At 52.1% G+C, this 23,826-nt stretch carries 17 protein-coding genes; 15 read left to right on the forward strand and 2 right to left on the reverse strand.

What is annotated here, in order from left to right; genetic code table 11:
- Positions 1 to 148 precede the first annotated feature (148 nt).
- Both A6R74_RS16220 and A6R74_RS16225 read left to right on the forward strand, forming a co-directional pair.
- Entirely contained in the window at positions 149 to 1,984 is a 1,836-nt protein-coding gene (locus A6R74_RS16220; RefSeq protein ID WP_064235509.1) for a putative bifunctional diguanylate cyclase/phosphodiesterase, read from the forward strand.
- Positions 1,985 to 2,128: 144 nt separating this feature from the next.
- Positions 2,129 to 2,953, forward strand: coding sequence for a sensor domain-containing diguanylate cyclase (locus tag A6R74_RS16225; protein WP_165603391.1), 825 nt, complete (start codon positions 2,129 to 2,131; stop codon positions 2,951 to 2,953).
- 84 nt (positions 2,954 to 3,037) lie between these two features.
- Here A6R74_RS16225 and A6R74_RS16230 read toward each other — a convergent pair whose 3' ends face one another.
- Positions 3,038 to 3,739, reverse strand: coding sequence for a hypothetical protein (locus tag A6R74_RS16230; RefSeq protein ID WP_064235511.1), 702 nt, complete (start codon positions 3,737 to 3,739; stop codon positions 3,038 to 3,040).
- A gap of 176 nt (positions 3,740 to 3,915) precedes the next feature.
- Entirely contained in the window at positions 3,916 to 5,364 is a 1,449-nt protein-coding gene (ccoG, locus tag A6R74_RS16235; protein WP_064235512.1) for a cytochrome c oxidase accessory protein CcoG, read from the reverse strand.
- Between the two features lie 346 nt (positions 5,365 to 5,710).
- Between ccoG and mapR the strand changes: the two genes are divergently transcribed.
- From mapR to A6R74_RS16295, 13 genes are all read left to right on the forward strand, one after another.
- Positions 5,711 to 7,120 carry a GntR family transcriptional regulator MpaR gene (gene mapR, locus A6R74_RS16240; protein WP_064235513.1) on the forward strand — a complete coding sequence of 470 codons (1,410 nt, stop codon included), beginning with the start codon at positions 5,711 to 5,713 and terminating at the stop codon, positions 7,118 to 7,120.
- 363 nt (positions 7,121 to 7,483) lie between these two features.
- On the forward strand, positions 7,484 to 7,957 hold the full coding sequence (locus A6R74_RS16245; protein WP_064235514.1) for a PAAR domain-containing protein: 474 nt from the start codon (positions 7,484 to 7,486) through the stop codon (positions 7,955 to 7,957).
- Position 7,958: 1 nt separating this feature from the next.
- Positions 7,959 to 8,771 (forward strand): polymorphic toxin type 44 domain-containing protein, encoded by an 813-nt coding sequence (locus tag A6R74_RS16250; RefSeq protein WP_064235515.1) that lies wholly within the window; start codon positions 7,959 to 7,961, stop codon positions 8,769 to 8,771.
- Positions 8,768 to 9,370 (forward strand): hypothetical protein, encoded by a 603-nt coding sequence (locus A6R74_RS16255; RefSeq protein WP_064235516.1) that lies wholly within the window; start codon positions 8,768 to 8,770, stop codon positions 9,368 to 9,370. The genes A6R74_RS16250 and A6R74_RS16255 overlap by 4 nt, the downstream gene beginning before the upstream one ends.
- A 226-nt stretch (positions 9,371 to 9,596) precedes the next feature.
- Positions 9,597 to 10,154 (forward strand): hypothetical protein, encoded by a 558-nt coding sequence (locus A6R74_RS16260; protein WP_064235517.1) that lies wholly within the window; start codon positions 9,597 to 9,599, stop codon positions 10,152 to 10,154.
- A gap of 363 nt (positions 10,155 to 10,517) precedes the next feature.
- The gene (locus A6R74_RS16265) at positions 10,518 to 11,924 is read left to right on the forward strand and encodes a cytochrome ubiquinol oxidase subunit I (RefSeq protein ID WP_064235518.1); all 1,407 of its coding nucleotides are present in this window, start codon (positions 10,518 to 10,520) and stop codon (positions 11,922 to 11,924) included.
- A gap of 17 nt (positions 11,925 to 11,941) precedes the next feature.
- A complete protein-coding gene (gene cydB / locus A6R74_RS16270) occupies positions 11,942 to 12,949 on the forward strand; it encodes a cytochrome d ubiquinol oxidase subunit II (RefSeq protein WP_064235519.1) in 1,008 nt (335 codons plus the stop codon).
- A gap of 33 nt (positions 12,950 to 12,982) precedes the next feature.
- Complete coding sequence (locus A6R74_RS22380; RefSeq protein WP_082116842.1) at positions 12,983 to 13,105, forward strand: DUF2474 family protein; 123 nt, start codon at positions 12,983 to 12,985, stop codon at positions 13,103 to 13,105.
- 447 nt (positions 13,106 to 13,552) lie between these two features.
- Positions 13,553 to 14,983, forward strand: coding sequence for an SrfA family protein (locus A6R74_RS23155; RefSeq protein WP_064235520.1), 1,431 nt, complete (start codon positions 13,553 to 13,555; stop codon positions 14,981 to 14,983).
- Positions 14,984 to 14,998: 15 nt separating this feature from the next.
- Positions 14,999 to 18,052 carry a virulence factor SrfB gene (locus A6R74_RS16280; RefSeq protein ID WP_064235521.1) on the forward strand — a complete coding sequence of 1,018 codons (3,054 nt, stop codon included), beginning with the start codon at positions 14,999 to 15,001 and terminating at the stop codon, positions 18,050 to 18,052.
- Positions 18,049 to 20,790, forward strand: a complete 2,742-nt coding sequence (locus A6R74_RS16285; protein WP_064235522.1) for a putative virulence factor — start codon at positions 18,049 to 18,051, stop codon at positions 20,788 to 20,790. Before A6R74_RS16280 ends, A6R74_RS16285 begins: the two co-directional genes overlap by 4 nt.
- A complete protein-coding gene (locus A6R74_RS16290; RefSeq protein WP_064235523.1) occupies positions 20,783 to 21,862 on the forward strand; it encodes a hypothetical protein in 1,080 nt (359 codons plus the stop codon). Before A6R74_RS16285 ends, A6R74_RS16290 begins: the two co-directional genes overlap by 8 nt.
- Complete coding sequence (locus A6R74_RS16295; protein WP_064235524.1) at positions 21,859 to 23,820, forward strand: vWA domain-containing protein; 1,962 nt, start codon at positions 21,859 to 21,861, stop codon at positions 23,818 to 23,820. Before A6R74_RS16290 ends, A6R74_RS16295 begins: the two co-directional genes overlap by 4 nt.
- The last annotated feature ends 6 nt before the right edge of the window (positions 23,821 to 23,826 follow it).

Genomic DNA, 23,826 nt, shown 5'->3' on the forward strand with positions numbered 1-23,826 from the left:
GCGTGCTATGTATCAATTAGACTACATACAAACCCTTAGCAATATTTGAAAAATACCAGTAAGAGTGATTAAATCAAGCGATATTCTTTTTTAAAAGCAAGAGTGTGAATGTCACCGACTGAACGCTCACGCTCAGTAGGCAATATCTATGGATGACACCAATGCCCGCATCACTGGTCTTAAAGACGAGGATGCTAGGCTTAACGAACTACGTTCGCTCGACATCCTGGACACCCCGCACGAAGAGCATTTTGATCGTTACACACGCTTAGTTGCTCAGGTCTTCAATACTCCTATCGCCCTTATTTCACTCATCGATGAAAGTCGCCAGTGGCTAAAATCGTCGGTTGGCATGGAGGAGCGTGAAGTTCCCCGCGAATTTTCCTTTTGCGTACATGCCTTGGAACATGGCTACCTCGAAGTATCTGATACCTTGCAAAACGATTTTTTTCGCCATCATAGAGCAGTGGTCTCACACCCCTATATTCGATTCTATGCTGGCGTTGTCTTGCATGGCCCTGGTGGGCAAGCCATTGGCACCCTGTGTATCAGTGACGCCCAGCCGCGTGCGTTAACTGAAGTTGAACGTGCCTGGCTGATCGCTTTTGGCAACATCGTCGAAGAACAGATTCAGCTTAAAACACAGCTGTTCAACATGCGTCACCAAGCGAGCCGTATTAATCAACGCGACGCCCGTACAGGCCTACCCGATGAAACCCTGCTAGGGGAGACCCTGGATAATTTGCTTCATCTGGCACAAACGGAGTCTTACAACCTGGTGGTACTGCACCTTCGCCTGAACAACCTCGACGAAATCAGCCGTCTTTATGGGCGCGAAAACCGTAATGCCATCCTTAAAGCCTTAGCTGATCGCCTAACTGCCCCGGACACCGGCATACTGGCCGTGGGTACGATGGATATTGATCGTTTCGGCGCAGTGGTCTCTATCTATTCATTGCGTGACATCTTCAGCGTTATTAAACCCATCCTCAGCAAACTAAGTGCCGCCATTGACCTCAATGGTCATACAATACGACCCAGCATTGATGTGGGTATTAGCGTCTCCCCGGATGACGGCATAAGCCCAGACGATTTGCTTGAAAGAGCTCGAACAGCGCTTAAAGGGCCCAAAAGCTTCGAAAGTATCTATATTTTCACCCACCGTACCGAAGAGAGTGCGTTACGTCGGCACAATATTGAGCAACGCCTAGAATCAGCGATGCTGTGTAGCAGGCTAGAGCAGTATTATCAGCCGCTGGTATTCGCAGATGGCAGCGGCGTGATCGGATTTGAGGCACTGGCCCGCTGGCAAGATAAAAAGCTGGGTACCGTGAGCCCTGGCGAGTTTGTGCCCATTGCAGAAAAAAATGCCCGGCTGTCTCGGTTACTGACAGACTGGTCATTAGGGTGCGTTTGCGAAAAAGCTCACCATTGGCCCATCAAACCCAGCGATCCCCCGCTGAAATTGAGTGTTAATATTCCTGCCAATCAGTTTTATCAGCGCAACTTTGTCGAGCACATTCTGCAAACGCTGGAAGAGAACGACTTAGCGCCACAACGCCTCACTTTAGAGCTTACCGAGGAGAGCCTGCTAACCGATATCGACAGCGCCATTTTAACCATGCGCAAGCTACGCGACAGCGGTATTTCCTTGGCGCTAGATGACTTCGGTACCGGATACTCTTCCCTAAACTACCTCAAACGCTTGCCTGTTGACGTACTCAAAATCGACAAAAGCTTTATTGATGATCTTCCCCATGACACCAAAGCAGTCAACCTTGTCAGCGGTATTATCCGCATCGCCCATGGTATGGGCTTAGAGGTGGTTGCCGAGGGCGTTGAGCACGCAGCACAACAAAAATTATTGCACGAGCTTGGCTGCGATGTGCTGCAAGGCTATTTGTTCAGTCGGCCAGTTGATGCCAACCAAGCATTGGCTTTTCTAAAGAAATGGCCCCCACTCTCCCAACCGGCCGCCATCTAAATGGCTTCGAGGCATCCCATACTACTCATAAGCAATAACTCCTCAGCCTTCCAGTTCGCCCTGCCTTCAACCCGAGCCCAGTGGCAGGCCCATGCGCGTATGCTACAAAAACTGCACAGGGTCGCTGGCTTAGGTTATTGGCAGATGTCGCTAACGACAGGCGAGGTGTATTGGTCGAGCGTGGTTTATGAGTTCTTTGGCGTCGAGCCCAGTAGTTTCATCCCTGGGCAAGAAGCCTTCATGGCAATGGTTTACCCATCTGACCGGGAAAAAGTCGCTAAAGCGCTGCATGCAATGCTGGAAACGGGCCTTAATGACATTACATACCGGATCGTCCGACCAAACGGCAGCATTCGCTGGCTACACGAAATGGCCGATAATACGTCTCCCGATAACCCACACATTATTTTCGGCACCATGCATGACATCACTGCACAAAAAGCGCTTGAGGAGAAACTAAGAAAGCAGGCCATTACCGATGATCTGACAGGCGTATTTAACCGACGCTATTTCATGAAACGCCTTCGGCAAGCATTTTCGCACTTTCGGCGCAGTGGACAGAATGCGGCGGTTCTACTCTTTGATGTTGATTACTTCAAAACAGTCAACGATACCTATGGGCACGCCACCGGCGATCTTGTATTGCAGCAGCTCTGCAGCTTATTCAAAGAGCGATTTAGAGTAACCGATGTGGTCGGACGCTTGGGCGGCGAAGAGTTTGCCGTACTGCTGTTCGAGGTTTCATCCGAAGATGCGATGGCAATCGCGGAGGATATTAGGCAAATGCTCGCCGCCAAAGCACTCACCACAAAGTCGGGCAGCACCTGCCATATATCGGTTACCTGCGGCGTGGCCCGCTTCGCAGAGGACGACCCAACGGAAGAAAGCATCCTCCACCGTGCGGACAGATCCCTTTATCTGGGCAAACACCACGGACGCGATCAGGTGGTAGGTGATGGGGATCATTGAGGGTTGCAATTGTTATTGCTCTGCTTATCGCTGGAATGCGAGCAACCGTACTATGTCGTATCGCGATCAATGTCGTATCACACTTTATGTATACTGGCCTCGTAGGCTGCTCTCATGGTTAGCTTTATAACTAAACAACTTTTTAAGCTGATAAAGATCATGCATATACATATCAAGTTTAGAAATAACGTACGACAGGAATATTAATGCATAGATAACCAGCATCACTATCAATGGCTCATTAAGCCAAGCCAGCCAAGGCGTCGACACTGGGTAACCCAGCGTATAAACACTCATGGCAGCCAATAGCTGAACCAAGAAACAGTTCAAAATAACCAGTGTAATCAACGCTGCGCGTATATCGACACGTGGCAGCGTTGTTTTCCAAAACGGCAAGTGGCGCACTTTTACGCTGCTTTTATTCGCACTGCTTTTATTCACACTGCTTTTAGCCACACAGCCTTCGCCGTTAAAACGCAACCGCGCTTTGCGGCGCAATAAGGGGATCGCATAGGCGCCTTTTTCCTCTTCAGCAAACGCCTTCAGCGCGATATCCCGATCGAGATTAGGGCCCAAGGCATCGACTGCCGATTGATCAAAATCTGACCGGGCATGGGTTTGCGTGGCGATTTTGGCTTGGTCAGAAAGCACTTTTAAGTGGCTTTTATCAGCCTTCGACAACTTTTTATCGTTGCCGACGTTGATGTTGTAATGAATTTCATACACCTGATATAAAGCAGCGGTCACGCCCACAAAAATCATAAAAAAGACAATATATATCAGCATATTAACAGACACCTCCTAAACGAAAACTCACCTAGTTAGGTGAAAACAACTTCATTAGCCTTCAAACTAACTTGCTGACTATGCCTGTATACCGCTTATCTGTACAGGCTCAGAGAGCTGCAAAAAAGGCGGATCAGATTGCAACCCTACAATCAGTCATATCTAACGTATAGTGACTACTCCCCCGCAGGCCCCAGAAAGCGTGTTTCACTGACGCTCACTATCGAGGGGTCGTCTAATGCAACGAAGCGCAGTTCAATGGTATGGCTGGGCCGTGACAGATCACCAGCATCGGCGGTGAAGGCTAGACGTAGGCTGCGTGTCTCGTTAGCCGCCACTTCTAACGTATCCATCCCCTGCAGACGAAGTCCTGGCAAGCCCGTTGCCGATAACGCGTAGCGATGGGTCTGATCATCCTGGTTGCGTAACGTTACGTTGTAATAATTGATGATGCGGCCCTCTGCCGTGCTTTCAAATAGCGTTTGGCGGTTGCGCACAACATCGACATCGATGGGCACACGAGAATTCAAGAAACCGACTAACAGCACCACCATAGCGAGTAACGCCGCCGTATAAGCCAACAGCTGAGGGCGCCAAAAGCGGGTCGTTTTACCCTTCAGCGCGCGTTCGGTGGTGTACCGAATCAGGCCAAGCGGTTTATCAATCCGAGCCATCACGCTATCGCAGGCATCGATACACGCCGCGCAGCCAATGCACTCGTACTGCAGCCCGTCACGAATATCGATCCCGGTGGGACAGACCTGAACGCATAGCTCGCAGTCGATGCAGTCGCCAGCGCGAGTAGCCTCAACGCCCTTCTGAGAGTGATTTCGGCGCGGCTCACCGCGGGCGGCATCGTAGGAAACAATCAGCGTATCGGCGTCGAACATCGCCGACTGAAAGCGCGCATAGGGGCACATATGCAGGCACACCTGATGGCGAAGCCAACCGGCATTCAAGTAGGTAAACAGGGTAAAAAAACCAATCCAGAACAGCGCCAGGGGGTGCGCACCCAAGGTGAACGTATCCACCACTAACGTTCTAATGGGCGTGAAGTAGCCGACAAACGCTATCCCCGTTGCCAAAGCAATCAGCAGCCAAGCCGTATGTTTAGCCGTCTTTCGCCAAAGCGTATCAATGTTATTAGGTGCTTTATCACGTCGAATGCGACGGTGCCGAGGCCCTTCCAGGCGATGCTCAAACCAGATAAACAGAAACGTCCACACGCTTTGCGGGCAGCTGTAGCCACACCACACGCGCCCAGCCACCACCGTGATCAAAAACAGACCAAAGGCGCAGAGCACCAGAATCCAGGTGAGTAAGATAAAGTCTTGGGGATAAAACGTCGCCGCAAACAGATGGAACTCCTGGGCAGAGAGGTCAAACCACACCAGCGGTCGGTCGCCCCAATTGATCCACGGCAAACCGAAATACAGCGCCATCAGCAGCCAGTTTGAGTGGTGCCGAATACGCTGAAAAAAACCACCTATTTCTCGCACATAAATATGCCCCAGCTTAGGAGACTGAGAGCTAGGAGACTGATAATTGGGAGACTTAGACGGAGGCGTATGGTGTTCAACCGCCGCCTCGGTGGTCAGGTCTTGCAGTGGAATGCGTTGCGTCATACCGATATCCAAAAAAGAGGGAATGGAGGTTTATGCGGTCGAGGGGCGTCGCGGGGTAGATGATTAAGCATTTGTTAGCAGGCGCGACTTTTAAGTTAGCCGCTACTATGCCCATACAGAGATGACACAAACAGACGCAGTTTTAGAGAAATAAAGCGTATCAGTTAGTACCAGCGCACCCACACCACTGCTTTCTGATATGCTGTTTATTACTATATTTGAGCCTGTTTTACGCTTCTCACATGAGACACAGTGGTATTTTCTATAAGCAGAGAGCCGCGCTGTGCCAGCTAACACTGTGATCGAGTATTCGGGCGTTCTACTCAATGCACCGACGGTTTACCCCATGAAACGCTACGAACAGTTTGCCGATGAGATAGCCACGCTGATTCGCCAGGGCGTGCTTGGCCCTGGGGAACGCATTCCTTCGGTACGCCAGGCCAGCCGTCATCACGGCATCAGCCCTTCTACAGTATTTCAGGCTTACTACTTGTTGGAAAACCAGGGGCTTATCACCGCTCGGGCACGCTCAGGCTATTTTGTCCGCGAGCACGCTCGGCGCTTGCTGGACGAACCGCGCGTGACACTGCAGCCCACTGACCCGGCGGAGGTAGAAGTCAGCGAGTTGGTGTTCTCGGTGCTGGGCTCGCTGCAGGATGACCGAACAGTGCCCTTCGGGTCGGCTTTCCCCAGCCCCGAGCTGTTTCCGCTTTCTCGCTTGGCCACTAGCATGACACGTGGGTTGCGCGAGCTTTCGCCCCAGCAAGTGGTGGCTGATATGACCACCGGGCACACCGATCTGTGCCGACAGATTGCCCTGCGTTACATGCTGGGTGGCATTCAACTGCCGATGGGAGAGCTGGTGATTACCAATGGCGCAATGGAGGGGCTTAATCTAGCCCTGCAGTGTGTGACTCAGCCGGGCGACCTGGTAGCGATAGAGTCCCCAGCGTTTTATGCCAGCCTGCAAGTGTTGGAGCGGTTGAAACTACGCGCGGTGGAGATTCCGGTTCACCCACGGGAGGGGATCGACCTAGAGGTGCTGGCAGAGCGGCTGGAGACGCTGCCGATCAAAGCCTGCTGGTTTATGAGCCACCTGCAAAACCCAGTCGGCGCCAGTATGAGTAAAGAGCGCAAGCAAGCCCTTTATCAGCTGTTGAAACAGCACCAGGTACCCATGCTAGAAGATGACGTATATGCCGAGTTGTATTTTGGCAGTGCGCCACCTGCACCGGTCAAAGCCTTTGATGATGAGGGCTTGGTCATTCACTGCAGCTCTTTCTCAAAGTGCTTGGCGCCTGGCTACCGGGTTGGCTGGGTGGCGGGCGGCCGCTATGCACAGGCCATCTCGCGGCTGAAACTGATGACCACCATCTCGCCCTCCGTGCCCGCCCAAGCAGCCATTGCCGACTACTTGCAGCATGGCGGTTATGACCGCCATCTGCGCAAGCTCCGCCATGCTCTGGAAGCCCAACAAGGCAGCATGCTGGCAGCGGCGGATCGCTACTTTCCTGCCCATACCCGCATCACCCGCCCGGCAGGCGGCTACTTTTTATGGGTGGAGTTTCCCGAGCAAGTGGATTCGCTGCGGCTATTTAATACCGCGCTCGAACATGGCGTAAGCATCGCGCCAGGCCCGATTTTTTCAGCGACCCAGCAGTTTCGCCACTGCGTACGGCTAAGCTATGGCCACCCCTGGACACAACGCAGCGAACGCGGCATGGAAACCTTGGGCAGGTTATTAACGCTGTTCTGACTATTTTTTCAGACTAATTTATCTTTCCAGACCAGTATTGAGCCGCTGCTAGTCATACTCTCAACTTGTACTTGCAGCGCTAGCATCAGCAAAACTGATCCTTTTTTTTTAATAAATAGCTGACTCTGCTATGAAAGCCACGGAACTGTATCTCAGTCTCTTCACACTCACTTGCATTTACGCAGCCTCAGTTTTATTAACATCAATATTTACTGCACAAGCCTATCCTGATATTTTGAATGACAATCAGTCCAATTTAGACGGACTGAGTCTATTGAAGCTGGCAAGCAGTTAAGCCAGCTTCCTTCTATGGGTTTAATTAGGACGATTATACCGCCATGGAACAAGCAAAACTGGCGGCTAGTGATTGAAAAGCAGGTTGCCTGCCCCTGTAACGGAGGCCCTCACCGTATTGTTAGTGCGGCCTCCACCACCTTTGTTGACGGCTTACCCGTCGCCCGCGTTGGTGACCGCAGCTCCTGTGGTGCCAGTATCGTCACCGGCCTTGACTGGTACCCCATTGAAGGTGCTGCTGCAGCTATTCACGGCAGCAAAACCTCCTGCGGTGGGGTCGTTATTGCGGCCTCCACAGCAATCACCGGCCAGCCAAGGGGCGGCGCAATCGCTTCATCACCTCCTGCCATTCAACCGCCGCGCTACAACCGTCGCGTTGTGTTTCGCGACGAATACGGTGCTCCTCTTGCTCACGAAACCTATCGCCTTGTGCTAGAAGGTGGCGAGACCAAAGAGGGACAGACCAACGCCGAAGGTGAAGCTGAACTTATGGATTCAGACCTTGCCGCCAAAGTGGTCGATATACTGATTAGGAGCAACTGAAATGGCCGAGTGGCAACGTATCGCACAAACAGTCACCACCCCAGCCACGCTGGATGATCCTTTTATCGTCACTGTGCCTTGCTTACATAAAGACCAAGCACCTGAGATCGCTGAGTGGATTGTCGAGGAAATTCAGGTCAACGTAGAATCCGAAGACGGCCAGCGCATAAAACGACAGAATGCCTACAACGCTCAGGAGGCAATGGATCGCTGGCGACGGGAAGCCGAGTCGCTAAACAGTGCTCAGCGTCTTGCCCGAAATATGGCAAGGCCGAAGTTTATGCAAATCGAACGACATGCCCGCCGAGCGGCACTTGCTAGTTGGGCTTGGCTCACGATGCCTGGAGGCGTGTGGGATCATAAACAATACTTTGACCCAAGAGTGGATCCTGAAAGGGGAAGGCAGTTTGAAACATCAGGAGAAACGACTAGACGACACCACCATAAGTACCAAGGCTACGAATATTTTTACGATATTTGGTCTAATATTCACTATGGCTACGTTGGCCGTTACATTGGCTTCTCTGAAGACGCTCTATTAGACGGCGCGGGTCTCGCGCAGTTCGCAAGCGATGTTGCAGAATTTAAAATGCCAGAAAACCGGAGCAACACTAACGGTGAGGGGTTTCGACGCTTTGACGATGATACCGACTACCTTTCGGTTCGCTTAGGTATATCAATGTTTGAACGTTTTACCCCGCAACAGCTAACAGGCCCCCTGCTGATGAATGAGATTACTCAGGTAGAGTACCCGGAGAAAGTGGGCTCCAAAATACCCCATACTTGCCAAGGCGTCAGAGAGCGAGAAGAATGATTCCACTCTACCGTCGTAAGATGATAGTGCTACCACTAGTTATCATTATTAGCTTTCTCGTCTGGCTAAGTTACCTATGGGCGATTGAGAGCTACCGGCCCAGTTTTAAACAAACACAAGTCCTGACGGAGATTGCGGATAAAATCCAGATCATTATGCTACAAAATGATCTAGATTGGATTCAAATAAAAGATGGAAAAGTATGGCCAGAGTCACTGCGTGGGAAATTTTTCAATACTCTTATTAAAGATATATCAAGTGCAAACAAAAAAATAGAACAGGCGCGTTTTTCATATTTGTGCCGAGACAAATGTTATTTTACTGCATATTTTTACTTAAATCTACCAGATGAATTTGTTCTCGAACCATATCGATATTTTCAGTACAACCCTGATGGTCACTTAAAACACATAGTAGGCCAAAGGTATCAAACTAGCTCTCAACTCACTGAGCATCTGCAATTCAACCGACTCGGATGGGATGAAGAGTTTGTTCCATCCATCTCCGAAGCCCTTAAAGAAGACGTTGGAAACGTATATTTCTTTTGCGAGCCTTTAGAGCAAGAGCACTGGCATTTTTGTCGTGGCGAGTATGACTGATAGTTATAAGCTTGCACTATATCTTTCCTAAAAATCGGGGCAAGCGCGCTACCGTGTTTTATGTAAATAAGCGCGCCCGATAAACAAAAAACACATAAAAGCTCCAATACCGCCGAAAATCGTCATCATCAAGCCTCTTACAACTATGCAATAGGAACTTCGATGGTCACAGCCTGTAGCCCCCTGCCAGCGGGCACCGCCGCCATCACCGTACCAAGGCCCTAACATGAAGAAAGCCGCCCTCTCCGCGCTGGTTATCGCCTCGCTTCTCGCCCTGTTTTTTGGCTGGAGCCTATACAAAACAATCAGCGCCCCCGCCAGGACTCAAGTCGTCAGCCCACAAGGCGGCTACCTGATCGAGTCCGTGACGGTTTTTGACCCCCTGGAGATTTTAAGCGGCCTTCTTGTTCCCTTTTCAGAGTGGGGCCAGATGTCGTACCTGCGCATCATCGACCGCCAGGATCCGTCGAAGGTTTACCGCACCCCGATGTTTGCCACTTCGTATACAGATTTCTCGCTTAGATCAGAAGATAGTCGGTACCTGGACGCGATAGTATGGGTAAAATTCGACAAGCAAGAGCAACGCTTCATTATCGGCATGCCGGACTGGCGCCCGAACTGGCGCAACATTTTTATCAGCAACACACCCTACAAGTCGGACGGGGATTTCACGCCTTGCATGGAGCGACTCTCTCCGGAGGAGCGTGCCTTAGGATTCGGGGGGAAATGGCTGAGTCGCCTGAGAGCGTTTACGATGGTGACGCCGTGTTCAGCCAACCGCTAGGCTGGCTGGAACTTCGATGGGCTAGCACCCAGCCTGCTGGATACTAAGCCGCCTTGTTGGAATAACAGAACTCCCTCTAAGCGCCAAAATCGCATAAAGCGAAATTAGCTTATTGACCAGGTCGGGCTTGAAGTTCGGCATGCTGACCACTCCTCGACCGTTTTAACGATCTCACCAAGACCAAGGCGTTGGTGGTTTTTTACAGCATCAATGCTGACCGCATAGCAACTGATCTGGTTTTTTAGTGAAAAACTGGGTCTGTTATGAAATACAGCGAACGATAGACTATTCCGATGAAGTCACACAGTGGCTATACCGGCCCACTCTTTAGTTAAGACAGTGGCTGTCATCGGAGGAAGCGTCATGCTCGGAATTGAGGCCATTGATCTGGCCAGGGTGCAGTTTGCCTTTACTATTTCCTTTCACATTATTTTTCCCGCCATCACCATTGGCTTAGCCAGCTATCTGGCCGTGCTGGAAGGGCTATGGTTAAAGACCCAGCGGGATACCTATCGCCACCTTTACCACTTCTGGTCAAAAATCTTTGCCGTCAACTTTGCCATGGGCGTGGTCTCAGGCATTGTGATGGCGTACCAGTTTGGCACCCACTGGAGCGGGTTTTCCGCCTTCGCAGGCAGCGTCACGGGGCCACTACTCACCTACGAAGTGCTCACGGCCTTCTTTCTTGAGGCCGGCTTTCTAGGGGTGATGCTATTTGGCTGGGAGCGCGTCGGCCGAGGCCTGCACTTTTTTGCCACCTGCATGGTCGCACTCGGCACGCTCGTATCGATGTTTTGGATCCTCTCCTCCAACAGCTGGATGCAGACCCCGCAAGGCCACGAGATCATCGATGGCGTGGTGATTCCCGTTGATTGGATGAAGATTGTCTTCAATCCCTCTTTTCCTTACCGACTGGCCCATATGGCGCTGGCGGCTTTTTTAAGCACAGCACTGTTTGTCGCGGCCTCTGCCGCGTGGCTATTGCTACGCGGCAAACAGTCGCCTGAAGTTCGCACCATGCTCTCCATGGCGCTGATCATGCTGGCGATCACTGCACCGCTTCAGGCCGTGGTGGGGGATTTTCATGGTCTGAATACGCTGGAACACCAGCCCGCCAAGATCGCCGCTATCGAAGGGCATTGGGATAACAGCAGCGGCGAACCCACGCCACTGATTCTGTTCGGCTGGCCCGATATGGCGGGCGAAGAAACACGCTTCAAAGTGGAGATTCCCGTGCTGGGCAGCCTGCTGTTAAAACACAGTCTGACCGAGCAAATCCCCGCACTTAAGGAGTTCGCTCCGGAAGACCGCCCCAATTCGACCATCGTGTTCTGGAGCTTTCGGTTAATGGTCGGGCTTGGGATGTTAATGATCTTACTTGCCATCGTGGGCAACACCCTGCGCGTCAAAGGGCGGCTATATACATCCCGCCGCTTTCTGCTGTTCACGTTAGGCATGGGGCCAGCGGGGCTCGTGGCCTTGCTGGCAGGATGGTTTACCACCGAAGTAGGCCGTCAACCCTGGGTGGTTTACGGGTTATTAAGAACCGCCGATGCAGCCTCCGCGCACAGTGCTGTGCACCTAAGTATTAGTTTGAGTGTTTTTGTGGTGGTGTATTTGGCTGTCTTCGGCACCGGCGTTATCTACATGATGCGCTTGGTCAATAAAGGGCCAAGTGATCCTTCCTCGCCTGCCTTAGGTGGCCCTGGCCATCAACGCACGCCTGCCCGCCCTCTCTCGGCGGCTAACGAATCGCTGACGACTCACTAAAGGATAAGGGGTGCACCATGGGAATCGATCTATCGCTCACCTGGGCCATTATCATTATGTTCGGCGTGATGATGTATGTGGTCATGGATGGCTTTGACTTAGGCATTGGCCTACTTTTTCTACGCGTTCATGACGAGCAGGAACGCGACATTATGATGAACACCGTTGCCCCCGTGTGGGACGGCAACGAAACTTGGCTGGTGCTAGGCGGCGCAGGACTATTCGCCGCCTTCCCACTCGCCTACGCCGTCGTGTTGGAAGCGCTGGCGATTCCACTCATCGTGATGCTGTTAGGGCTTATTTTTCGTGGCGTCGCCTTTGAGTTTCGCTTCAAAGCCTCCCCCCAGCGGCGCCATGTGTGGGATAAAGCCTTTATTGGCGGCTCGCTGATGGCGACCGCGGCACAAGGGGTTGCCTTGGGCGGCTATATTCAGGGTATCGCTTTCGATGGCGCTCATTTCAGCGGTGGCTCACTGGACTGGCTAACGCCTTTCTCGCTGTTTTGCGGCATTGGTCTGCTGTTTGCCTATGCACTACTGGGCAGCACCTGGCTGATTATGAAGACCGACGGCGCTCTGCAACAACGCATGTACCGGATCACTAAGCCTCTGATGCTCGGGCTGCTGGTAATGATCGCTTTCGTCAGCGTATGGACGCCGCTGGCCTACCCGAACATTGCAGAACGCTGGTTTTCCCTGCCCAACTTGCTGTGGTTCTTACCGGTACCGCTGTTAGTGGCGCTGACCGGCTGGTGGCTATGGCGCGCTATCACCTTTCAAGACAACGCGCTGCCGTTTGTGCTGGTACTGGCGCTGGTCTTTCTAGGCTACAGCGGTCTGGGAATTAGCCTGTGGCCGACGATTATCCCGCCTGATGCGTCCATCTGGCAGGTCGCCGCCCCCGCCCAAAGCCAAGGCTTTGCCTTAGTAGGCACGCTGTTTATTCTGCCGATCATCTTGATGTACACCGCCTGGAGCTACTATGTATTCCGCGGCAAGGTGAAACCTGGCGATGCTTATCATTAACCCCTTTCGCCACCCGTATTGAGGAGCAAGACAATGAAACCTCTCGCCAAGCGCCTGGGCTGGTTAGTCACTATCTGGCTTTCGAGTGTGGGTGTTCTATTGCTGATTTCGTTGGGGCTTAAGTTTGTGATGGGAATGGCTGGATTGACTAGTTAAAACGCTCAACCCAAGAAGAGGCGTAATTCGGCTTTGATGGGCTCGGTGATATGGCGTGGGTGTTGATTTGCTTATCTAAACAAACTTGTGCAACCAGTCCTTCCATTAATCCACTCTGGATAATCTGTCTGAGCGTTCTGATCTGCAAATCTATTGAGCGTAAATTTTTCGGCGACACGGGAGAAGTGCTGATTAGCTGCCCAATGACATTCCTTAAGAGGTTACTTCTATTCAATACCCTAACTTAGCTTTTTTTACTAAATTAACCTTGTTAAGATAGCTAGAAAACTAGGCACACTGATTAAAATTTGCTAGGGAACGCTGGACTTGTACTCACTCCATCTCGCGTGCAACGCACGCCCTGCCCTTGCTTTATTGAACTCGCTGTTTTGACACTGGCTCACCTGAACCAGTTATAAAATGGTTCTATCGAAGTAAGGTTCAGAAATGACATCCCTTTTGTTGCATAGCGGTAAGACAGAGCAGTATCGCGCACTAGGCGAAACGGGTCAGCCGATCTATCACTCTGCTTTACAATTACGCAAAGCCATTGCCCGCCGATTGAAAGGCCGGGAGCGTCACCTAGCAATCCCACAACGTGACCAGCAAGGCGAGGGTGTAGACTGGTACAGTGGAATAACAGGCGACGTAGTGCCTTGGAGAAGCGCGACCGAAAGCGAAAAAGAAGATGCGCGCCTTCAGCTAGAGTCCTTTAGAAAAGAGATCCAAGCGGTTGAAATACCCGATGAAGGACAAGGCGGCGACCGTGAAGTCTTTGCCCGTTTGCTCAAATGGGTTTGCCATTTTCCAGATGATAACTTCGTTTACTTAGTTAATGGTACACCGGTGCTCACTTTCTGGGGTTTTACACACCCGGAAACCGACCGACATGCCAACCCACTTCAGTGCCTTTATCCTGAAGCCATACCGGAGCCTTCATCGCCGATTGCTTCCACCCCTAAATCACTAGCAGCCCAAACGCCGCTCGCTGAAACGATGATAGTTGAAGAAACAAAGCGCCCCTGGTGGCGTCGCATGTGGTGGCTGCTACCTCTCCTGTTGCTTCTTCTAGGGTTGCTTTTGTTTTTTGGCTTAAAGGCCTGCTCTACTTCAAATACTGGGATAAATTTGCCATCCGGTAAAGTGCCCGAACTGACGTCTTCTCAGCCGGTGTGGAAGGGGTGGGATGTATGGCCTTTTAAGGTAGAGTCCAGAGACATTGCATTGCGCGATGGAACCATAGGGTTGAATGGTGATTTGGATCTGCCAGCGTTCAGAAGCAGACTAGGAGCGCTAGATTGGGCGCTCCCAACTACTGGCCTCCCAACCACAGGCCTCCCTAATATCGGCCTGCCTGATGCTAACAATACTTTGAACTTACCCGGCACATCACTTCCTACCGGTGAGTTGCCAGAAATAAGCGAATTGCCGCAAGGAACGGCACCACAAGAACCTGTCGCAGTGGAGCCGGGAAGCCCTGATACCATTGCGCCTCCCGAGCTGGAGCCACTAAGCCTGCCCGCCGACTCTCCGGACGGTGCCGCAGAGTTTCTCAACGGTAACTGGCGCGGTGCTGGCGTAATGGATAGCCAAAGCGGCCGCCCGCTTCAGGTAAGGTATGTATTTGATCAGGGTGAAGGTCAAATGCAAATCCGTCGCGGTGGTGCTAACGGCATGGTTTGTATTGGCCCTGTGGCCGCCACGATGCAAGGCGGTGAGCTACAAGTTGAGGCCCAAGAACATGCTCGCTGTGAGGACGGTAGCAACTACGAGATGCCGCGAGTGGAGTGTCGTCAAGGCAGTGGCGAAATAGCTGACTGTGCAGCCAGCTACGATGACGAGCCTTTTCCCATGCAGCTGCAGAAAGCCAGCGAATAGGACGGTAAATGCACTATGTTGCCTGAGATAATTAATTTTGAAGAGGTGGTCACTTTAGTCAGCCACTCCGGTGTTCAATTCATCGATTTCGGTTTAACACTGGACCCACGTAAAGAGCCGGCTGGGGAATTTATGTACCTAGCCACCGCTGACAAGATGCTGGCTCGCCTGCTGGTTAACGAAGAGGATGGCTCTCTTTTTCACGAAGTAGAGCCTGGTAAGTTTGAAACAGTCAAACAACCGCAATTCGATATGGCGATGGCAACCAGCCTTGAGCAACTGAACGCCACTTGGCTTCCGCTCCCATTCTTCCGTTTTCGCCCGCCAAGCAAGTTTGATGAAGGTCCCGCTAACTGGGCACGTATGCGCCTTATTGCCCTTGATGAGCCAGATATTGATGGCCATACCCACCGTCTGACGCTGGCGTTTGATACACAAACACTTCCACGTCGCGACAATACGGCTTACCTGTGCCCCACCAATGACGATGTAAACTCTGGCACTAACTTCCGCTTAGCCACTAGCACATCCAATATGCGCTGGTTTCTTGATCAGTCTTGGGTCAAGGAGTGGCTTGAGGAGCTTTTTCGCGAAGCCAACCCTAAGCTCGACAGCCAAGAAATGCGTGAAGGGCTAGACGAATGCCAGCACTTAGCACACTACCTTAACGTGCTCAGTTTGCTGCGGCGGCCAATTGAAGAAGAGCATAAAAAGCAAGATCCGTATGTTGAGATCCCTGATATAAAAGTGATTTCTCAACAGGAAGGCGTGATCCCTGTTGACTTAGTACTGGATGTAGGCAATTCGCGCACATGCGGCATCCTGGTCGAAGACCACGGTCAATCAGGCATGGGCTTGAAGCATAACTACGTGCTGGAGTTACGTGACCTCGTTGATCCTGAACGTGTCTATCGAGAACCTTTTGAAAGCCGGATCGAGTTTTCACAAACCTTCTTTGGCAAAGATCATTTATCAGTCAAAAGTGGCCGCCACGATGCTTTCCAATGGCCAACAATTGCACGAGTCGGTGTTGAAGCTGGCCGTTTAGCGGGGCGCAGGCGAGGTACCGAAGGCTCTACAGGACTCTCAAGCCCTAAGCGCTATTTGTGGGATGATGACACCTACCGCCATGGCTGGCGTTTTAACAGCGCCTATGTGCGCACTGATACCGAACCCCATGCCACAGCCGCCCCATTCTCTCACCTAATCAATGAGTTGGGCGATGCCCTCTACACGCTGAATGAAGAGGATCAGCTACCGGTTTTCAAACCTCACTATTCGCGTAGCTCATTGATGACGTTTATGCTGGCAGAGGTGTTAGCTCAAGCGCTGATGCAAATAAATAGCGCAGCACAGCGCGTTCGCCAAGGCCACACGAACCGTGCTCGACATCTGCGTTCCATTACACTCACTGTCCCGCCAGCCTTGCCTCAAGCAGAACGAAGCCTGTTTGTGTCCCGCTTAGAGCAAGCAGTAGCGCTCATCTGGAAAAGCCTGGGCTGGCATGAAGATGAAGAAGAGAGCAACCCCTTTGAGGCCAGCGATGACGGTACGCTGCGTGTACCGATGCCACGTTTACGCGTGGAGTGGGATGAAGCTTCCTGCGGGCAGTTGGTGTACCTTTATACCGAAATAAAAGAGAACTTTGCTGGCCATCCTGAGGAGTTTTTCGCGACCCTTGCCCGCCCCGACAAGACGGATCGCGAGCGGATCACTCTAGCGACGATTGATATTGGCGGCGGCACAACCGATTTGGTCATTACTGACTACTATCTTGATCGTAATGGCGCTGCTAGCGGCGGCAGCAATGTCTTCGTGGTACCTGAGCAGCGATTTCGCGACGGTTTTCGTGTAGCAGGCGATGATATTCTACTGGATGTTATTCAGCTTTTTATCCTTCCAAGCCTCGAGGCGGCACTCAAGGAAGCAGGGGTCACTTCAGCTGATGCCATGATGTCACGGCTATGTGGTCAGGAAGGGGCAAACGCTCAGGATCAAGTGCTTCGTCAACAGCTCAACCTTCAAGTATTTACCCCTCTCGGGCTAGCACTGCTTGAATCCTATGAAACCTTCGACCCTGAAAAGCCTACAGGGCCTACGACTCTTACCTACGGCGAACGCCTGGGCGAGCAAGCAGTGAGTGATTCGGTACATCGCTACGTAAACAATGCGCTGCGCCGTGAGCTTGGTCTTGATGTCACTTTTAACTTGATGAGTATTCCACTCACGTTCAATTTATTGGAAGTTCACCACGCCTTTATAAAAGATCGTTTTAATATCTGCAAAACACTCGCCTCTCTGTGCGAAGTGGTCTTTCAGTATCAGTGCGATAACCTATTGCTCACGGGCAGGCCTTCACGTTTACCAGGTATCCAAGCATACCTGCGCAAATTATTGCCCCTTCCCCCTGGACGTATTTTGCCAATGCAAGGGTACCGCACTGGCAGTTGGTATCCTTTCCATCGCAATGGGCGCATAGATGATCCAAAGAGCACTGCTTCCGTAGGCGCTATGCTTTGCCTGCTGTGCGCTCAGCGCAACCTCTCTAACTTCTTTTTCAATGCAGCGGCGTTACGGCCCTACTCAACCATTCGCCATATCGGCCTGATCGATAACAACAATACGATCCCTCACACGGATGTGACTTACCGCGACATCACGACTACTGAAAATGGCACCACCATTACGCTGGATAATGAAGGTGTAGTGGAACCTCCCACTATCGAAATGCGCGGACCGTTAAGGATTGGTTTCCGCCAGCTAAGTGCACAGCGCTGGACAGCATCACCTCTCTACACCCTGGACTTTACTGCGACAGGCGCCGAAAAGCTGGCTAAGGCGGAAGCCAAAACTGGCCAAGCACCAGTGTTGAAAGTGAGATTAGATGTCGATGAACGCGCTGGGAAAGGAAGTTTAATCAGCGATCGCCTGAAGATCGTCAGCGTTGATACTGATGGAGAAAGCAGTTTTAGCCCGCGTGACCTCAAGCTACAGCTCAATACCCTTAATGATGCCGGGCTGGGAGATACCAACTACTGGCTGGATAGCGGGAGCGTGAAGCGCATATGAACCAGGTGACCCAAGAACAGTTAACACCAGAGCAACAACGACTCAGCGAAAGCTGGAAAGCTTTTCACGTGGGGGCTGGCGCAGCCATTGAATGGATTGAAGAAGTCCGCGATAGCGCACCAAGCCTTGATAGTGAAGCTGACAACCTTGAGCTGGCTCTCTATCGCTCCCGAAACCTGGCACAGAGTTTGTCAAAAGCGGCAACTACGCCGATGACCGTGGGGTTTTTTGGTCTCTCACAGGCAGGTAAGTCCTATCTAATTTCAGCCTTAGCGGCGGGGAAAAACGGTAAGTTAGAAACCCGCTATGGCAATTCCCGCCTAGACTTTATTGAACATGTAAACCCGGTAGGAGGAGGCAAAGAAGCAACGGGATTAGTCACGCGCTTTAGCCGTGCATCCACCTCTTCAGGCTCCGATGAGTTCCCAGTTGAGCTCAAGCTGTTTAATGAGGTAGAAGTAGCGAAAGTACTGGCAAATGCCTGGTTCAACGACTTCGACCACGAGCGTGAAGATGTTTATGAAATCGATGAAAGCAAGATAGCCAGTATCCTATCGCCTCACGAAGGTAAGTTAGGTCAGGAGTCTCAGCTCGGCGTAACGCCGGAAAACGTTGTAGAGCTATGGGACTATCTACAAGCAAGCTTTCCGAAGTCAGTCAGCAAGCTCAATGCTAGATACTGGCCCCAAGTGGTCAGACTCGCACCAACGCTCAGTAGCCATCAACGAGCAGATCTGTTCTCTATTCTATGGGGCGAGCAACCCGAGCTAACCAACCTCTACCGCCAGCTAGCCCAGACACTCGGCTCCCTAGGGCATGCAACTCGTGTTTTTGCGCCACTCCGTTGCCTAGTGGTTAATGATGGCGATGGTTTTAGCCAGCGCGACAGCATTATGAATGTCGACATTCTTGAACGTCTAGGAACCGCGCAAGACCAGCAGCTTAATATTTGCCCAGCCACAGGTGATGCACTTGGAGCGCCCGTCAACTTGCCAGTAGCTCAGCTTGCAGCACTCACAGCCGAGCTGACGTTTCCTCTGGTTGAACCCACCCGCGATCCAAGAGTAGAAAAAGTTGACCTTCTAGATTTCCCTGGTTACCGAGGCCGACTGAGCCTGCGTAATATCGGCGAAGCGGGCAGCCAGGAAGGGCTCTCCCAGCTACTCTTGCGCGGCAAAGTCGCATACCTATTCGAGCGTTACACCGATAGCCAAGAAATGAATGGCCAAGTGGTATGCACTAGCTCCGACAAGCAGAGCGATGTGACCAGTGTCGGCCCCGTTCTAACCCGCTGGATAGAAAAAACACAAGGGGCCACGGCGGCAGAGCGTGGTCAACGTGACCCAGGATTAATCTGGGCGCTCACCATGTTTGATAAGCGTATCTCGGGTGCCTTGCAGCAAACTGAAAGTCAGCTACGCGAAGGGTGGGAAGGCCTGGTCAAGATGACCATGCTTGAACGCTTTGGAAGCTTTGAATGGATGCAGCAGTGGGCACCCGATAAGGCCTTTGACAATACATTTCTGGTTAGAAAGCCGCGGCTCCCCGTGCCTTTTTTGGTCAGTAAAGAGGGTTGTGAAATTGCCATCGAAGATGATGCACGTGATGCCTTAACCAGCATGCAAAGAACCTTCGTTGCTAGCCAAACCGTGCAACGCCACGTAAACCAACCCGCCGACGCTTGGGATGCCATGCTCGCCCTCGATGATGGCGGCATGGCGCGTATTGGAGACTACCTAGGACGAATCGCGGGCCTAGAGTACAAGCTAGGACGCATCGAAAGCCAGCTCAAGGATAGCTACCGCACCTTAATCACCGATCGTTTAGCGCGATGGCATTTTGGCGACACTGGCGGTGAAGTGGCTGAAAAACGCGACATTGCGAGCCGTTTCTGGAAGGAGCTGCAAACGCGCCTGTATTCGATGGGGGAGCTGCAACACAACCTTGAACTCTCTGACGAGCTAGTGCGTGACCTCTACTTAAGCGACAGTGAAGACAGCCTGTCAATAGAAGCAGGAGGTGATAACAACATAACTGCCAATGATGGTGGGTTATATGGCAGCAGTGGCTTCGGACTAGAGAGCGGTTTTGGTGAAATGCCCTTCGGTGATAGCCAGGGGGCGACATCAGACACTCCGGCCATCGCTTCGCAAGCCCCCATTCTGCAAAGCGCTGATCACCGCTTTGCCCGAGCTATCTACAACGCATGGGTTGGACATGTACGCGAGCTTCCCCAGCGTCAGGGGTTACTCAGCATGCTTGGGCTTGATCGTGAACTGGTTAAGCTATTGGCGGATGAGCTCATCACTGCCTCTAGCCGACTCAAAGTACAAGACAAATTACACGAAGCATTATTACAGCGCATACAAAGTGGAGCCCGTCGGGATCGGCTAGTAGCGCGTCAGGTACTCGCCGCCCAACTGGTGCTGCGTGACTTTATTGCCTGGCTGGGCTTCCACTACGTTCCCGTGGAGCAACGCCCGAACAGCTTCGTTGGCGCCAAAACGCATCTGTTCGGCTACGAGCGCCTCTCTATCCCTAAAGGCGACCTCCCCCAATTGCCTGAACAACCGGTCAATCAAGCCATGGTTTATCTTGGGGACTGGTTATCAGGGCTTTGTCTAATGACCCAAGAGAATGCTGGTCACAGCGGTGGGCGTGAAATCACCATCGAACAAAACGAGCGGCTCGGCGAGGTGTTGGGGCTGTTCTCTGCAAAGGAGAAGGAGCATGCGTAAAATCGAGCTCCGCCCACTTTCTACCCCCAAACCAGGTTACGGGCAGCTAGTGATTATTGGTGGCAATGCTACCGGCGCGGGGATGTCCGTAGACATTCAGCGCAATCAGGATGAGCACTTCTTACAAGATAATGGCCGATGGGGAAGTCACCCTTTCAAATTTGAACTGCCTGCCCTGCAAACCGATAGCGATGGCAACCAGACGGCGGTTGTGGACAAGCAGATCGTCGACCCACTGCTGGAAAACCCCCATGCCACCAATATGGCCAGATTTTACGGGCCAGATGGGGCTGAGCTGGGGAGAGCGCGTATAAAAGTCGCTCGCGACCTGATCTCTTCTGGTGCCAGTGGCAGTACACCATCTTTGGTGGCAGGTGCTGCCTTAAACACTCCACCTGAGCCGCCCCCCGCTCAACCAATTCCTGAGCCTGCGCTCGTCGAGCCTGAAATAACAGCGGCGCCACCCGAGCCCCCTAAGGAGACGAAAAGTGGTGGTCGGCGCTGGCTGTGGGTAGCGCTAGCGGCTCTATTGCTACTCATTATCTTGGCCGCTGCCGCATGGTTCGCTTTGTCAATGCGTCACGACGAGCCCAATGAGAGCGAAGCAATACAAGAAGAGCCTTTACTAGAAGAAGAGCCTTCCGAGCCAGAAGAGGAAGCTGAAAACGAGGCCGCTACGGAAGACAGTAGCCCTCAGCTCGCTGATCCCGATGCTGGAGAAGACACAGCGTTGTGTTCTTTGCAGCGAATGAATGAGCAAAGCGAACTAGAATTTATCCAAGCCTGCACTGCTGCCGACAGCGATACGTCAGCAATGATAGACGTGATTGGTGAAGCCCTTGCCAATGAGCACTGCGGCATCGCACGCCGACTCTATGCTAATGAGGCGCTCAACGGTGATATCGAAGCAGCCATTGGATATGCCCGTCAATTTGATCCTGAGCAACATTCTCCAAGTGCCTGCTTCCCCGAGCCAGACACCGAAACGGCTATTTTCTGGTACGAGACGGCACAAGGCATTGATGCTGATAATACTGAAGCCAACCAGCGGCTTGAGGCGCTTCAACAATGACGTTACGCGCAGCATTACTCACCCTGACGATAAGTCTGCCTATCGTCACAGCGCCTCTCGTTTTCGCTGACCAACGCCCTTTATTACAAGAGGGCAAAGAAACCCTTTTCCAGCGGATACTGACCACACCCGGCTGTCATCTTACTCAGCAAGCTGGTGCAGCTGACGGAGATATTCAGCCTGTTTTTAGCCGCTTTTATGTCTACCAACGCAGCCAAGAAAACAACGAAAACTGGCTAGAAGTAGGACCCGACAGCTACGGCGGCACCATCGGTTGGCTGCCCGAGTCCTGTACCGTCGACTGGAAAATGCAGCTTACGCTGTCATTCACCAGCCCAGCCAATCGTGAGCGCCTAATGTTCTTCGAAGAGCAGGATGGATTGACGAAGATATTGGATGACTTCGAACCCTCCGGCCAAGTGGCGCCCTTGCGCGCTAAACTGCTCAGAGATGGGGAAGCCCCCGGTATTGTGGCGCAGGAGCCTGAATACTTTGTCGACCTTCACGAGCAGTTTTATTTGCTGCCGATTCTTGAGGGTGAAGAAATCATGACCGAAGCGGGCTTTATGACGCGCTTACTGCGTGTTGCATCGGTTAGTGAAGCCATTGAAGAAGGACAGCAAGAGCAGCAGGATCTTTCCGCACAGCTACGCGAGTTTAATGCTGGTGTGGTATTTGTTATCGATTCAACTGCGTCAATGGGCCCTTACATTGAACGAACCCGAGAAGCCGTTGGGCGCATATATCAACGAATAGAGGATCAAAACTTAACAGACCAAGTAAAATTTGGCTTGGTGTCATACCGCGATAGCATAGAGGCTGCACCGGAAGTTGAGTACGTCACTCGTATGTTTGCTGACCCTAATAACGTCGAAAGTGGAAGCGATTTTATGGCCAGTGTCGCCGACCTTAGCGAAGCACAGGCGTCTACCGTTGGCTGGGAAGAAGATGCTTTTGCTGGCGTTATGCAAGCAGTAGAAGATATCGAGTGGAGCAACTTTGGAGCGCGCTATATCGTATTGATCACCGATGCGAGTGCGATTGAGGGAGACAGCGAGCGCTCTTCTACAGGCTTTAATGCGGATCAAGTTCGCTTAGAGGCTGGCCGCCAAGGTATCGCCGTGTATACGTTACATTTGAAAACACCCGCCGGCGAAAATAACGGCGACCATGCCAGAGCCGAAGCCCAGTACAGCAACCTATCCACTTTCGCGGGAACGGGTACCTCCCTGTATTACCCGGTCAATACGGGTGATGTGGAGCTATTTGGTCAGCGAGTTGATGCGTTAGCCTCGGCGATTACCGACCAGGTTCAAGCAGCCTACCTAGGTGATGAGGCTATCGGCAGCGCTTTAAATGCAGATGAGCCTGATGATCCAGGCGAACAGCGTCTAGTGAATGATCTTGAGGTGATTGGTCACGCCATGCGCCTGGCCTATCTTGGTCAGGTCACCGGTAGCCAAGCTCCTCCGGTGTTCGAAGCATGGATCAGCGATCGCGATCTTATTGCCCAAAATATACCCACCACTGAAGTACGTGTGTTGCTGACAAAAGGGCAGCTCAGCGATCTTAGCGACGTCGTTAGTGAGATTCTTAATTCTGCCAATGCCGGCCTTATCTCACCCACGGATATGTTCGAGCGGCTACGCTCTGTCGCCGCCGCTATGGGCGCTGACCCCAGCCAGTTACAACAAAGTGAAGGGCAGCACCTAGGTGAACTTGGGTTGCTGGGAGAGTATCTCGAAGACTTGCCCTATCAAAGTGAAGTACTCAATCTCGATGAGGAGACCTGGCTTAGCTGGGATGGCCTTCAGCAGGAGCGCTTCATCAGGCGCTTGGCAACCAAGCTACGCCATTACCAGCGTTATAACGAAGATGTTGATCGCTGGGTCTCATTAGCGGAAGGCGCTGACCCACGCGACGATGTTTACCCCATTCCTATTGAAATGATGCCCTGAGCGCCA

Origin of the sequence: Halomonas sp. ALS9 (assembly GCF_001651035.1) — a bacterium.
In the GTDB taxonomy this organism is placed as follows: domain Bacteria; phylum Pseudomonadota; class Gammaproteobacteria; order Pseudomonadales; family Halomonadaceae; genus Vreelandella.

Coding starts and splice junctions, on each gene's coding strand:
- A6R74_RS16220 (WP_064235509.1), top strand. CDS start 149: ATGGATGACACCAATGCCCGCATCACTGGTCTTAAAGACGAGGATGCT.
- A6R74_RS16225 (WP_165603391.1), top strand. CDS start 2,129: ATGTCGCTAACGACAGGCGAGGTGTATTGGTCGAGCGTGGTTTATGAG.
- A6R74_RS16230 (WP_064235511.1), bottom strand. CDS start 3,739: ATGCTGATATATATTGTCTTTTTTATGATTTTTGTGGGCGTGACCGCT.
- ccoG (WP_064235512.1), bottom strand. CDS start 5,364: ATGACGCAACGCATTCCACTGCAAGACCTGACCACCGAGGCGGCGGTT.
- mapR (WP_064235513.1), top strand. CDS start 5,711: ATGAAACGCTACGAACAGTTTGCCGATGAGATAGCCACGCTGATTCGC.
- A6R74_RS16250 (WP_064235515.1), top strand. CDS start 7,959: ATGGCCGAGTGGCAACGTATCGCACAAACAGTCACCACCCCAGCCACG.
- A6R74_RS16255 (WP_064235516.1), top strand. CDS start 8,768: ATGATTCCACTCTACCGTCGTAAGATGATAGTGCTACCACTAGTTATC.
- A6R74_RS16260 (WP_064235517.1), top strand. CDS start 9,597: ATGAAGAAAGCCGCCCTCTCCGCGCTGGTTATCGCCTCGCTTCTCGCC.
- A6R74_RS16265 (WP_064235518.1), top strand. CDS start 10,518: ATGCTCGGAATTGAGGCCATTGATCTGGCCAGGGTGCAGTTTGCCTTT.
- cydB (WP_064235519.1), top strand. CDS start 11,942: ATGGGAATCGATCTATCGCTCACCTGGGCCATTATCATTATGTTCGGC.
- A6R74_RS22380 (WP_082116842.1), top strand. CDS start 12,983: ATGAAACCTCTCGCCAAGCGCCTGGGCTGGTTAGTCACTATCTGGCTT.
- A6R74_RS23155 (WP_064235520.1), top strand. CDS start 13,553: ATGACATCCCTTTTGTTGCATAGCGGTAAGACAGAGCAGTATCGCGCA.
- A6R74_RS16280 (WP_064235521.1), top strand. CDS start 14,999: ATGTTGCCTGAGATAATTAATTTTGAAGAGGTGGTCACTTTAGTCAGC.
- A6R74_RS16285 (WP_064235522.1), top strand. CDS start 18,049: ATGAACCAGGTGACCCAAGAACAGTTAACACCAGAGCAACAACGACTC.
- A6R74_RS16290 (WP_064235523.1), top strand. CDS start 20,783: ATGCGTAAAATCGAGCTCCGCCCACTTTCTACCCCCAAACCAGGTTAC.
- A6R74_RS16295 (WP_064235524.1), top strand. CDS start 21,859: ATGACGTTACGCGCAGCATTACTCACCCTGACGATAAGTCTGCCTATC.